Source organism: Paenibacillus sp. FSL R5-0527, assembly GCF_038008055.1.
Classification (GTDB): Bacteria; Bacillota; Bacilli; order Paenibacillales; family Paenibacillaceae; genus Fontibacillus; species Fontibacillus macerans.
Window position 1 is genome coordinate 1816431 of record NZ_JBBOYI010000001.1, and the last position, 13006, is coordinate 1829436.

Sequence of the window (13006 nt, forward strand, 5' to 3'; positions counted from 1 at the left end):
GTGTCTTTATTGAGGAGGATCATGATGGGTGATTTATTGGCAGGTAAAAATATTATCGTGATGGGGGTTGCCAACGAGCGCAGCATCGCTTGGGCGATCGCCCAAAGCCTTGCGGAGCAGGGCGCGCGCCTGGCGTTTACATACGAAAGCGAACGCGTGGAAGGCCGCGTGCGCAAGCTGGCCGAAACGATTCCGAATTCGCTGATTCTGCCGTGCAACGTAACGGTGGACGCGGAGATCGACACGCTGGCGGAAGCGCTGCGCAGCGAGTTCGGCGTGCTGCACGGGCTCGTGCACAGCATCGCGTTTGCCAAAGCCGAAGATTTGGCCGGCGATTTTGTGGACACCTCCCGCGAAGGCTTTGCCCTGGCGAACGATATTAGCGTGTACTCGCTCGTGGCCGTGTCGCAGCGGCTTGCGCCGCTGATGACCGAAGGCGGCAGCATCATGACGATGACGTACATGGGTTCGGAGCGCGTGATGCGCAACTACAACGTGATGGGCGTGGCCAAAGCGGGGCTGGAGGCTTCAGTTCGTTATCTGGCGAACGATCTCGGCCCGAAAAACATCCGCGTCAACGCGATTTCCGCCGGTCCGATCCGCACTTTGGCGGCGAAGGGCATCAGCGACTTCAACTCCATCCTGAAGCAGGTGGAGGAAAAGGCGCCGCTGCGCAAAACGACCGAAACCGCGGAAGTGGGCGATACGGCGATGTTCCTGCTCAGCCATCTCTCCCGGGGCATTACCGGGGAAGTTATTTTCGTGGATGGCGGCTACAATATCGTCGGCGCTTAAACCGCCGCATTTCATGAAGAAGAAGTTCGTTTCCGGCGGGGCCTTGAAGAGGCCCGCTCCGGATGCGAACTTTTTGCATATCGGCGATCCGGGTGTATCCCGCGTATCTGATGCGAAAAGGTATGAGAAAGGGAAAAAGGACGCAACTTTACCCTTTGCGGGACGTATAGATTTACTGGTAAAGTATTACAAGTTTACGATGAAGGTAGAGTGAAACCATTGGAATCAAATCCGAAAGTACCATATGTGGTGGGCAGTAAAAGCCCGACGGCCGTGGCGATCAACTGCGCATCCAAGGCGGGGGAATGGATCAAGAGCAAGCTCGGCGGTTACGGCGAGCTCGGCACGAAGCTTTCTTCGCGCGATTTGGTGACGGATGTGGACAAAGGCGCCGAAGCGATGATCCGCAAGCTGATTTTGACGCACTTCCCGGATCACAGCATTCTTGGCGAAGAGGGGGTCGCTCCCGGGGCGGCGGCTTCGGAGGCCGCGCTTGCCGCGGCCAGCGAAGCGGAATATTTGTGGATCGTCGATCCGATCGACGGTACGACCAATTTTGTGCACGGCTTTCCGTTTTTTTGCGTATCGATCGCGCTCGCTTACCGCGGGGAAGTTACCGTCGGCGTCATTTATGACCCGATGCGCGACGAGTTGTTTTTGGCGGAAAAAGGAAAAGGCGCTTATATGCACGGTCAAAGATGCAAGGTCTCGGCGGAGCAGGCGCTTGCGGACAGCGTGGTGGCGGTCGGCTTCAACCCCGACCGGGAGTTTGCGCTGCCGGCGAATATGCGCGGCCTGAACGCCTTGTCCGGGGAGGTTCGCAGCCTGCGCGCCGCCGGCTCGGCCGCCCTGCATCTGGCCTATGTCGCGGCCGGCCGGCTGAGCGGATATTATGAAGTAGGGCTGAATGCCTGGGATGTTGCCGCGGGCGCGCTGATCGTCGCGGAATCGGGAGGAATAGTCACCGATACCGTAGGCAACCCTTATCACATCGGCGTACGGCACCTGGCGGCCAGCAACGGCAAAATCCACAACGAACTGCTGGGGGTTTTGAAGAACGCGGACGCCACGGGGATGTAGAGCTTACCGGCTCATACGGCCGATTTGCCGGGGCTGGCGAGCCATAGCGCCGGTGGGCAGCGGCACGGTGAGTAAGGTGGATACGGTGGCTCGTCAGCCCCATAGCACCGCAAGAGGCAACCGATAAAGCCAATTTAACCGGAAGGAGTGTCCAGGAATGAGCGATCATAAAGAGTTGGAACGTGAGCTCAGCGAGATGCTGACGGAAGGGGAATACGGCAGCGAGGAGGAGCGCCGGAAGGAGGAGCGGAGACGGCTGTCTCCAAGATACGAAATCCGGGTTCAGACGACGCTGGATCCGATCGTGGAGGAGACGCTTGCTTACCGGAAAATGGCCAAGGAGCTCGACGGAAGGTACGACGATTACTTGAAAAAAGCCAAGCGTGCCGACGGGAAGAAGGAATAACCCCGGCGGATCGGCCCGGCTGCGGGAAGGGCGGCTGTGCAAGGCGTCTGGTAAGCATTGTACATGATGTCGGCGTCGTGCAAGGTGTCCGGAAGGCGTTGTGCAAGATGTCCGGAAGGCGTTGTGCAAGGCGTCCGGAAGGCGTTGTGCAAGATGTCGGTGAAGGCGTTGTGCAAGGCGTCCGGAAGGCGTTGTGCAAGATGTCGGTGAAGGCGTTGTGCAAGGCGTCCGGAAGGCGTTATGCAAGGTGTCGGTGAAGGCGTTGTGCAAGGTGTGGGAAGGCGTTGTGCAAGGTGTGGGAAGGCGTTGTGCAAGGTGTGGGAAGGCGTTGTGCAAGGTGTGGGAAGGCGTTGTGCAAGGTGTGGGAAGGCGTTGTGCAAGGTGTGGGAAGGCGTTGTGCAAGGTGTGGGAAGGCGTTGTGCAAGATGTCGGTGAAGGCGTTGTGCAAGGCGTTCGGAAGGCGTTATGCAAGATGTCGTACAAGGCATTGCCAAGGTGTCCCGGAGAAGACGGGTTGCCGGCTCATCAAACTGCCGGAAAGCGACAAAACGGTCGGCGCAAGAGCATCTTTAGCCTGGGGCGGCAAACGTCCCGGGCTTTTTGAATTATCGCCCCCGGGATAAGGCGAGCTCAAGCTGCGCAAGAGAATTCGCAAGTTGGGGGTTCGGAGATTCTAAGGGACCTGAGGAGCGTTATTTGTCCAAAATAGAGGAGAAAAAAATTGTAACGGACTGGGCCGCCCTTATTTTGCTCATACCAGCCCAATCGACTGCATTTATAGCACGATAGCGTCTGCTCTATCCGTTACGTTGGGAAATACCCGGGAAATGAGCGAATAACGTCATTACCGTCCGTTGAATTTTCGGACACGGCCGGCTTCGAACAAGGGCTTTGCCTGGCATATTCGTTGGCCGGAGTACACCAGTTGGACAAGCTGGCGGGCGTTTTTTCAGAACGTCGGGACAAGGGAAGGAGTGGGATTGGTGCAAATCCGAATTGGGAAAAGACTCGCGGGAGTCCTTTGGAGAAGATTGTTGCCGGCGGGAGTTGCGGCGCTTATTTTACTGCTGTCCAGCGGCGGCTCCGCGGTGGCCGGGGCGGAACAGGGACGTATGCAGGATCGTGCGGAGGGGAAGGTGGTACAGGTGCAGAAGCCGATGCAAGCACAGCAGCAGACGCAAACGCAGGAGCAGAAGCTGGTGCAAGCACAGGAGCAGACGCAAACGCAGGAGCAGAAGCCGATGCAAGCACAGGAGCAGACGCAAACGCAGGAGCAGAAGCCGATGCAAGCACAGGAGCAGACGCAAACGCAGGAGCAGAAGCCGATGCAAGCACAGGAGCAGACGCAAACGCAGGAGCAGAAGCCGATGCAAGCACAGGAGCAGACGCAAACGCAGGAGCAGAAGCCGGTGCAAGCACAGCAGCAGACGCAAGCGCAGGAGCAGAAGCTGGTGCAAGTACAGCAGCCGGCACATCCACAAGTACAGGAGCCGACGCATGTACAAGTAAATGGTCAGACACAGGTGAAAGCGCAGGCTGATGATTACCTGATCGTCGCGCTCGGAGACTCCATTACCGCCGGGTACGAGCCGGGGATGGATGCAAGCGGTATTCCGTACGGTTTCGTGGAACGGCTCAAGGAGCAAGGGCTGTTCCATGGCCGGACACGGGCGGTCAATTACGGCATTCTCGGTTTGACCAGCGAAGGCCTCAAAAACTACGTGGCGGCGGTCCGGGCGGGCGCGCCGGTCACGGCCGACGCGATTCAGCCGAAGCTGGCGGACCCGCGGATGGCGGCGTTGGCAGCGGGGACGGCCGAGGCCAAACGCCAGTTGCAGCAGGCGGATCTGATCACGATTACGATCGGCGGTAACGATCTGCTTAGGCTGCTGCCGGACGTTCAGCATATTTCGCTGGACGAGCTGCGCTCCGGGGCGGACGAGATACTGAACGCCTATGCAGAAAATGTCCGCGTGGTGATCGGCATGCTGACGGAGCTTAATCCATCGGCGCAAATCGTACTCGCCGATCAATATCAGCCCGTTCCGGAATTGGCCGGCTCCGCCGTTTACGGCGAGCTTACGGCCATGGCGGGGAAGTTCACCGCGATCGTTGACGGGATCGCCGCCGGGTTTGCCGCCGATGCGAAGTCGGTTCAAGCCGCGCACGTGGCCGCGGCGTTCCAAGGCCGCGAGCTGTCGTTGACCCATATTTTTGCGGAGTCCGACATCCACCCGAATCAGGCGGGATATGAGGAGATCGCTAAAGTGTTCGCGCAGGCCGTTTGGGGAATCTACCGGGAAACGGCGGCGAGAAGCGGCGCGGCGCCAATTTCTATCGTCGTTAAAGGGCAGGAGCTGAAAACGCCGTATCCGCCGGTGCTTAAAAATGGTCAGACTTTTGTGGCGATCAAGGACATTACCGAGGCGATTGGTGCGGAGAGCAAATGGGATTCCCGGACGCAAACCGCCAGCGTCGTCTACGGAAGCAGAACGGCTGTCATCCCCATCGGCTCAGGGCAAATTACGGTAAACGGAACTTCGGCGTCGACGGCGTCGCCTGCTTTTTTGCAAACCATCGGCGGGGAGCACAAGACCTATGTGCCACTCACCTTACTGGCGCAAGGCTTAGGGTTGGACGTACAGTATAGCGCGAAAATGAAAACGGTGTTTGTGAACGAATAAATAAAGGGTGTTACAGCTGGAAAGACGGAACGCCGGGGCAAAGGAGCTTCGGCGTTTTTCGCATTTGAATGAACTGCAAAAGTGCATTTGATTTTCCGCAAACTTCTGCTTTAGAGCGATTGAAATGCAAAAGTGTATCTCATTTGGGGCTATTGGATAAAAAAGTAGCTTATGACTGGAAATGAACTGCACATTTGCATTTGAACCACCCGTTTCGAGGAATTTCGACGAATATCGCATGCACTTTTGCATTTGGTGAAATTACGCCCCCACCAGTCGCACCATCACAAGTCACACAGTCACACCACCGCCAACCGCGCCACCACCAGTCACACCACCGCCAACCGCGCCACCCCTAGTCGCACCATCACCAGTCACACCACCGCCAACCGCGCCACCCCTAGTCGCACCATCACCAGTCACACCACCGCCAGCCGCGCCACCGCCAACCGCGCCACCACCAGCCACACCACCACCAGCCGCGCCACCGCCAACCGCGCCACTACCAGCCACACCACCACCAGTCACACCACCGCCAACCGCGCCACCACCAGCCACACCACCACAAGTCACACCATCACAAGTAACGCCACCACCAGTCGCGCCAAAGCAAACCACATCGCCGCCAGTCACATCCCCTAAAGCACTAAAGTATATCACACCGCAGTGACCACATTGCCTTATGCTGCTCCAAACCAAAGCCAGGCCGCCCCACCGCATCTCGGCATTCCGGACTTAAATCACCACTACCGGCCCAACTCCGTATAATCGCACATAAGCTCATTAGACATGGGCATTTGGCCGCGGCGGTTGTTTCGCTAAGCTGGAGGAGAATGGCCGAAGCAGCCATGCGGCACGGGTTGCCGGCGGCAAAGCGGCCGAAAACAAGCGATGATACAGAAGGAGAGGGCGGAGCATGCCGAAAATCGCGGACAGATATTTGCAGGTCGATCCTTGGAAGGTTGTGGAGGAAGGATTTGACCCGGGGCGGAACCGGGTGTCCGAGTCTATTTTTTCGCTGGGCAATGAATATATGGGGGTGAGGGGTTACCCGGAGGAAGGGTACGGCGGGGACTCGCTGCTGGGCAGCTATTTCAACGGACTGTTCGAGGAAAGCCCGGTGACGGCCCATTACAAAGGCATCATCAAATCGCTGCGGTTCATGGTGAACGCGGTGGATTGGCTGTATACGCGGATTGCGCTGGACGGGGAGACGCTGGATTTGGCGGTCAGCCGGTTTAGCGGTTTTCGCAGGGAGTTGGATTTTAGGACCGGTATCTATACCCGGGAGCTGGTGTGGCACCTATCCGGCGGAAAAGACATGAAGCTCACCTTCGAGCGTCTGGTCAGCATGAAGGGGCCTAATCTCGGCTGCCAGCGGATTACGTTTGAGCCGCTTAATTTTTCGGGTACGGTGATCGTGCGGACGGGGCTGGATTTTTCTATCATCCACGAGGATCAGCAACGCCGCTACTGGCAGGCGCTCAAGCAAGGGGAAGGGAGCGGCGGGTTCGCGGGCATCCTGGGGCAAACGGAGAACACGGGCAACCGGCTGTTTTCCGCTTTCCGCATCGAGGCGCAGGAGGCGCTGGAGAACAAGCTCGTGGAGGGCGACCGGTTTATCGGCCGGGACCTGGTGTTGAAGCTGGAGCAAGGTGTGCGGACGGTGCTGGACAAACAAGTCGTCAACTACGCGGAAAAAAACCGCTCCTTAGATGACGAAACGGTTTGGGGGCGGGGAATGAAGCTGACGGCGCAGCACGCGCAGGCGGGCTACGAGGAGGCGGCCGCGGGGCAGCGGGCCTACTGGTCCCAGGTTTGGGCGGACTCGGACATCGCCATCGAAGGGGACCCGGAGAATCAGCAGGGCATCCGTTTCTGTATTTTTCAGCTGTACCAGACCTACCACGGGGACAATCCCGGCTTCAACATCGGCGCGAAGGGGCTGACCGGCGAGGCGTACCGGGGGCTGGCTTTTTGGGATACGGAGTCGTATTGTTTGCCGTTCTACATTTTCAACAACCCGAAGGCGGCCAAAAGCTTGCTCGAATTCCGCTACAAATCGCTCCCCGAGGCGCTGAAGCGGGCGCGGGAGCTGGACTGTGAAGGGGCGTTCTATCCGATCGCCACGATCGACGGCACGGAAAGCTGCGACCTGTGGCAGCATTCCAACCTGCAGCTGCATGTCGGCACGGCAGTAGCCTATGGGTTGCGGCATTATGTGAGCATCACCGGGGATAAGGCGTTTTTGTTTGAAAAAGGGGCGGAAATGCTGATTCAGATCAGCCGTTTCTACGCAACCCGGGGGCAGTGGGGACAGCAGTCGGGATTATACGGATATTTCGGCGTGATGGGGCCGGACGAGTTCCAATTGATGGTCAATAACAACTGCTATATCAATTACATGGCCAAAAAACTGTTCGAATACACGCTGGAGGTACTCGCCGACATGCAAAGCGAAGCTCCTGCGGCTTATGACGGCCTGGCGGGACGGCTTGGCCTGACGGAGGAGGAGCGGGCCGACTGGCGGAACAAAGCGGAGCATATGAAAATCCCGCGGGATGCGCAAACGGGCGTGTATGAGGAGCATGACGGCTTTTTCGATCTGCCGCATCTCGATATCCATGCGATTCCGGTCAGCGAATTTCCGCTGTATTCGCATTGGTCGTACGATCGCCTGTACCGGTACGATATGATCAAGCAGCCGGACGTACTGATGTTCATGTTCCTGTACAGCGGCGAGTTTACGCCGGAGGAGAAGCGGGCGAACTACGATTACTACGAGCCGCGCTGCATCCACGAGTCGTCGCTGTCGCCGTCGATCCACTCGATTTTGGCCGCGGAAATCGGGCGGGAAGCGGAGGCGTACAAGTTTTTCGAATTCGCCACCCGGCTCGATTTGGACAACTACAACCGCAATACGCGGGAAGGCCTGCATACGACGTCGATCGCCGCGGCCTGGATGAATATCGTGTACGGGTTCGGCGGGATGCGCTCGGACGGAGACACGCTTGTGTTTCAGCCCAGCTTGCCGCAGCGCTGGGACAGCTACCGCTTCCCGGTCTCCTATCGCGGCACGAAGCTGCTCGTGGAGGTTGACCGGGAGCAGGTGTCGATCCGGGCGGTGTCCGGCGGAGAAGCGGAAATCACGGTGTACGGGGAGACCTGCCGCGTGGGCGAAGCGGGCATCCGGGTGCCGCTGCGAAAGGCGGTAGCTCAATGAGCTGGATCGTGCGGGAAAGCGGGTTTGACCCGAGCCGGATCACGACGAACGGCAATAAGTTTATGATCGGCAACGGAGTTTTGGGGTACCGGGGAACGCTGGAGGAGTTTGGAAAAAGCGAGCTGACGGCCACGATCGTCGCCGGACTGTACGACAAGGTCGGGGACAAGTGGCGCGAGCCGGTGAACGCGCCGAACGGGTTGGCGACGGCGGTGCATTTTGACGGGGCGCCGCTTAGCGTGCTGGAAGCAGGGTCCGGGGCTGCCGCCGGGCGCGGCGGCGGGAAGGCGCACCTAGCTGACGGCGGGCATATGCACCTAACGGGCGACGGGCAGGCGCACTTAGCGGGCGGGGAGCAAAAAGCGCCGCAGGCTGGCGGCGGACGGGAACGCGGCGGGGAAAGCCGCGAGCATTCGCTTGCGGCGAGCTCCGGCGCAGCCGCCGGTGCTGAGCTGCTCGAGCACGAGCAGATGCTGGATCTCCGCCAGGCGGTCCATCGCCGCCGTTCGGTGTTCCGCACGGCGGACGGAGCGCAGGTGACGGTTACGTCCGAACGGTTTTGCAGCGCGGCGCGGCCGCATCTGATCGTGGGCCGGTTTACGGTGGAGAGCAGCCGGGACGGCGAACTGGAGATTGTAACGGGCATCGACGGCGATGTCTGGGACATCAACGGTCCGCATTTGGAGCGGTTGGCCAGCGGTGCGGACGAGGCCGGCGAAGTGCTGACGCTCACTGGCTGGACGCATGAATTGAACGTGCCGGTAACCGTGGCGGAGGCGGTGGAATGCGGGTTCGGGGAGCAAGAGCTGCTGCGCGGGGAAAACTCGGTTCGCCGGAGAATCCGATTGAACTGCAAGGCCGGAACGGCCTATACCCTGGTAAAATACGTCTCCGTATTTACCGGGTTGGATGAGGCCTTGGACATCGATTTGGCGGCGGCCCGGTCGAGCCGGGAAGCGCGGGAGCTTGGCTATGAGCGGCTGCTAGGCGAACATGCCAAGCGATGGGAGCGCAAATGGGACGAAACGGACATCGTCATCGAAGGCGATGACGAAGCCCAGCTTGCGCTGCGCTACAGCATGTACCAGCTGCACATCATCGCGCCGGACCGTTCGGAGAAAGTGTCGATCCCGGCCCGCGGGTTATCCGGGCAGGTCTATAAAGGAGCGGTGTTCTGGGACACGGAAATGTTTATGCTGCCGTTTTCCTGTACACCCAGCCGGAGGTGGCCCGGAATCTGATGATGTACCGCGTGCATACGCTGGACGGGGCCCGGCGCAAAGCGGCGGAATACGGCTATGAAGGTGCGTTTTACGCTTGGGAAAGCCAGGAGACGGGGGATGACGCCTGTACGCTGTTCAACGTGAACGACGTGTTTACCGGCCGCCCGATGCGCACCTACTTCCGCGACAAGCAGGTGCATATCAGCGCGGACGTGGCGTACGGCATCTGGCAGTACTACATGTTTACCGGCGATGAAAGCATTTTGCTGGACGGCGGGGCCGAGGCTGTTTGGGAGTGCGCGCGGTTTTTTTACTCGTACGGTTATTTCAACCCGGGCAAGCAGCGGTATGAGATTCTCGATGTCACCGGGCCTGACGAGTACCATGAGCGGGTGAACAATAACGCCTTCACCAATATGATGGTAAAAGAGTGCCTCGGCATTGCCCTGGAAGCGCTGGAGGTGCTGCGGAGCCGCGACCCTCGGCGGTATGAGGAACTGCTTGCGGGCAGCGCCATCCGTCCGGAGCACATCCGCGACATGCGCGACCGCCTGTATGTACCGGAGCCGGATGCGGCGAGCGGGCTGATCGAGCAGTTTGACCGGTATCACGCGTTGGAGGACGTCCCGCTGGCGGAGTTGAAGGCGAGGGTGCTGAATCCCCACGAGTACCTGGGCGGGGGGAACGGCCTGGCGACGACGACGCAGATTTTGAAGCAGGCCGACGTCGTGCTGCTGTTGCATCTGTTCAGAGAGCGTTTTGATCAGAACGTCAAACAAGCCAACTGGGAGTACTACGAGCCGCGGACCGAGCACGGATCAAGCTTAAGCTCCTGCATCTACGCGCTGGTGGCGGCGGATATCGGCTCGCCGGACTGGGCGTACCCATACTTTATGCGGACGGCCACGATCGACTTGACCGGGGATTCCAAACAATACGTCGGCGACCTTTACATCGGCGGCACGCATCCGGCGGCCAACGGCGGGGCCTGGATGGCCGCGGTGCTGGGCTTTGCGGGGCTGCGTTACGATGACGGCAAGGTGACGCTGGCGCCGGCCCTGCCTTCCTCCTGGCAGGCCGTGGAGTTCCCGATCCGCCTCCGCCAAGGATCGTATCAGATCCGCGTCGAGCGGGAAGCGATCGTGATTTCGGCGGAAGCGGGAAATCCGCAGCCTCTGCTGTTTGTTATCGGCGGGCAGGAGTTTGGCGTCGCTCCGGGACAGGAGATTCGCGTTACGTATGGGGCTGGCGGGAATCCCGGGCGCTTCTGAGCAAAGTTGAACTAGAACACATCATTGACCAAAGGAGAATACACAACATGCTGGAAACGATGAAAGGCGCGATTTTCGACCTCGACGGCGTGATCGTCGATACGGCCAAGTACCATTATCTGGCCTGGCGGTCGCTGGCGCGCCGGCTTGGTTTCGAGTTCACCGAAGCGGATAATGAGCGGCTGAAAGGCGTCAGCCGGATGGAGTCGCTGCGCATTTTGCTCGAGATTGGCGGCCTAGAGGCCACGGAGGAAGAACGCGAGGAAATGGCGGCGAGCAAAAACCGGGAGTATGTCGACTACATTTCCCGGCTGGAGCCGTCGGAGATATTGCCGGGAGCGGAGGCATATCTGCGGCAGTTGCGCAGCCAAGGCGTGAAAATCGCTTTGGGTTCGGCCAGTAAAAACGCTGGGCTTATTTTGTCCCGGCTGGGTATCGCAGATTTGTTTGACGCGGTGATCGACGGCACCAAAGTGTCCAAGGCGAAGCCGGACCCCGAAGTGTTCCTGGCCGCCAGCGTGGCGCTGGGGCTCCCGCCGTCCGAATGCGTCGTGTTCGAGGACGCGGCAGCGGGCGTGCAGGCGGGCAAAGCCGCCGGCTGCGGCGTTGTCGGCATCGGCAGCCCGGCGATCCTCACCGCCGCCGATCTAGTCGTCAGCGGATTGCATGAACTGATGGTTTAACAGACAACCGCCCAGATACATCGCCTTATGGCCAAGCAAGGCGTCTCCTATTTTAGTCCGAAAACTAAATAGGAGACGCCCCGGCAATTAATTATGCTAGTGGGACATGTTGAACTCGGGTAATCCAATGGAGGTAAACCATTGGCGAACCTGCTCGGGATCGTCGGAGAAAGTGAGTCCGAGCTGCAGCAGAATGCGCGCTTTTTGCGGCAAGAGGTCGGCTCCGCCGATAATTCCGGGCGTTTTCGCGTCATAGACGGCTCCCGAGCCGGTCCGGGTAGTGGTAACAAAAACAACGCCTTTCTCAACGCCTTCCGCACGAGCCGCCTGCTGCTCCGTCGAAATTCCTCCTGCCCCGTGCCCGGCGGTGACGATTCCGTCCACACCTGCGTCTACCAATGCTTTTATCGGTAAACCGCTGGCTTCGGTATAGCTGTATACGATTTCTACCTTGGCTAAATCCTCTGGCTTGATGGTGGATAGATCAAACGGTGTTTTCCAGCCGCTCTGTCCGCATTCCATCACTCTTGCTGGTGCTCTAACGGAGCGAATGCGGCCCTCATCAACGGTACCCAGTGCTCCGTAACGTCCTCCATCGAATGTATCCATACGGACGGCGTCCGTTTTCGTGACTTCACGGGCGGCGAAAAACTCATCGTTCATCATTAGAACCGTACCGTAACAAGTCGTCTCTTGGCTGGCCGCCAAACGGATTGCGTTGAACAGGTTCGCCTCCCCGTCAAACGAGAAGGTGTTGGATTGCCTCATGGAGCCGGTAAACACAACGGGCTTGGGACTACGTACGGTCAGATCCGCGAAGTAAGCCAGCTCCTCCATAATGTTGGTGCCCGCGGTCACGACAACCGCATCGGTCTTTTGGTCGGCCAGTACCTCGTCAATAGCCAAGCTTAGATTGTAAAGGTGTTCCGTTGTCGTTTGGGCGGACCCGATGTTTTCAAGCTCTTTGATGCTGACGTTCGCAACCTTGGAAATTTCGGGCTTAAGACGGTCGAGAATATTTTGGATTGAAACTTTTTCGGAGCCGTAAGATTGAAACATTTCCCGTCCGACCGCCGTGCTGGTAATCGTGCCTCCCATTGCGACAATCGTTACGTTCGGCACGGAATTCTCGGCGGAGCCGGATACCGACTCTGAAAATGTGCTTGGAACGCTCGTAAAGAACAACACCCCGACAAGCAAACACAACGTAAACCACCTTTTAATTTTCATAGCTGCCTCCCTATCATTATGTTATATAAATTAACACAATAGTATAGTATAAAATGAAATAGAGCAATATTTATGTCATATATTATTTCGCGAGAATCTAAATTTAATATATTTTTCTGAAAAAAAGAAATTTATATAGTTACTTTGTTATGATATATAACATTTTGAGTAATGTTCTAGTGTTGCCCTGAATTGGCCGCCTTCAATCGCCCTTTATCAATACACAGCTTGGACTTAACCGGAATAACAAGTTACGAATCACCGAAGCAGCTCTTACCGCCATAGCAAATTACCATCCGCCCAAATCGCTCCTATCGCTTAACAAGTTGTTGTCTGCTGGGAGAAATTCGCTTATTGATGAATCCGGCTTTAGGGTGTCGGATTCCACATCATCACTGGTTGGAAATATCC

General features: G+C 58.2%; 9 protein-coding genes and 1 pseudogene. 9 read left to right on the plus strand and 1 reads right to left on the minus strand.

Annotated elements, in window-relative coordinates; all coding sequences use genetic code 11:
- The first annotated feature begins 24 nt into the window (after positions 1-24).
- The 9 genes and pseudogenes from fabI to pgmB all read left to right on the plus strand — a co-directional run bounded on the left by fabI (position 25) and on the right by pgmB (position 11365).
- Positions 25-795 carry an enoyl-ACP reductase FabI gene (gene fabI / locus NYE69_RS08070; protein ID WP_036626160.1) on the plus strand — a complete coding sequence of 257 codons (771 nt, stop codon included), beginning with the start codon at positions 25-27 and terminating at the stop codon, positions 793-795.
- 210 nt (positions 796-1005) lie between these two features.
- Positions 1006-1875: an inositol monophosphatase family protein gene (locus tag NYE69_RS08075; RefSeq protein ID WP_340925733.1), complete on the plus strand. Its 870-nt coding sequence runs from the start codon at positions 1006-1008 to the stop codon at positions 1873-1875.
- 157 nt (positions 1876-2032) lie between these two features.
- A complete protein-coding gene (locus NYE69_RS08080; protein WP_124333255.1) occupies positions 2033-2281 on the plus strand; it encodes a hypothetical protein in 249 nt (82 codons plus the stop codon).
- Between the two features lie 983 nt (positions 2282-3264).
- Positions 3265-4965 (plus strand): stalk domain-containing protein, encoded by a 1701-nt coding sequence (locus NYE69_RS08085; protein ID WP_340925734.1) that lies wholly within the window; start codon positions 3265-3267, stop codon positions 4963-4965.
- Between the two features lie 252 nt (positions 4966-5217).
- Positions 5218-5607 (plus strand): hypothetical protein, encoded by a 390-nt coding sequence (locus NYE69_RS08090; RefSeq protein ID WP_340925735.1) that lies wholly within the window; start codon positions 5218-5220, stop codon positions 5605-5607.
- Between the two features lie 274 nt (positions 5608-5881).
- Complete coding sequence (locus NYE69_RS08095; protein WP_340925736.1) at positions 5882-8188, plus strand: glycoside hydrolase family 65 protein; 2307 nt, start codon at positions 5882-5884, stop codon at positions 8186-8188.
- Between the two features lie 62 nt (positions 8189-8250).
- A pseudogene (locus NYE69_RS08100) lies at positions 8251-10346 on the plus strand (glycoside hydrolase family 65 protein); the annotation flags it as partial.
- Positions 10347-10403: 57 nt separating this feature from the next.
- The gene (locus tag NYE69_RS08105; protein ID WP_340930320.1) at positions 10404-10682 is read left to right on the plus strand and encodes a glycosyl hydrolase family 65 protein; all 279 of its coding nucleotides are present in this window, start codon (positions 10404-10406) and stop codon (positions 10680-10682) included.
- Positions 10683-10729: 47 nt separating this feature from the next.
- Positions 10730-11365 (plus strand): beta-phosphoglucomutase, encoded by a 636-nt coding sequence (gene pgmB, locus NYE69_RS08110; protein WP_340925737.1) that lies wholly within the window; start codon positions 10730-10732, stop codon positions 11363-11365.
- A gap of 96 nt (positions 11366-11461) precedes the next feature.
- Here the strand turns inward: pgmB and NYE69_RS08115 are convergent, their stop codons facing one another.
- Positions 11462-12595, minus strand: coding sequence for an asparaginase (locus NYE69_RS08115; RefSeq protein WP_340925738.1), 1134 nt, complete (start codon positions 12593-12595; stop codon positions 11462-11464).
- Between the last annotated feature and the right edge of the window lie 411 nt (positions 12596-13006).

Coding starts and splice junctions, on each gene's coding strand:
- fabI (WP_036626160.1), top strand. CDS start 25: ATGGGTGATTTATTGGCAGGTAAAAATATTATCGTGATGGGGGTTGCC.
- NYE69_RS08080 (WP_124333255.1), top strand. CDS start 2,033: ATGAGCGATCATAAAGAGTTGGAACGTGAGCTCAGCGAGATGCTGACG.
- NYE69_RS08095 (WP_340925736.1), top strand. CDS start 5,882: ATGCCGAAAATCGCGGACAGATATTTGCAGGTCGATCCTTGGAAGGTT.
- NYE69_RS08105 (WP_340930320.1), top strand. CDS start 10,404: ATGGCCGCGGTGCTGGGCTTTGCGGGGCTGCGTTACGATGACGGCAAG.
- pgmB (WP_340925737.1), top strand. CDS start 10,730: ATGCTGGAAACGATGAAAGGCGCGATTTTCGACCTCGACGGCGTGATC.
- NYE69_RS08115 (WP_340925738.1), bottom strand. CDS start 12,595: ATGAAAATTAAAAGGTGGTTTACGTTGTGTTTGCTTGTCGGGGTGTTG.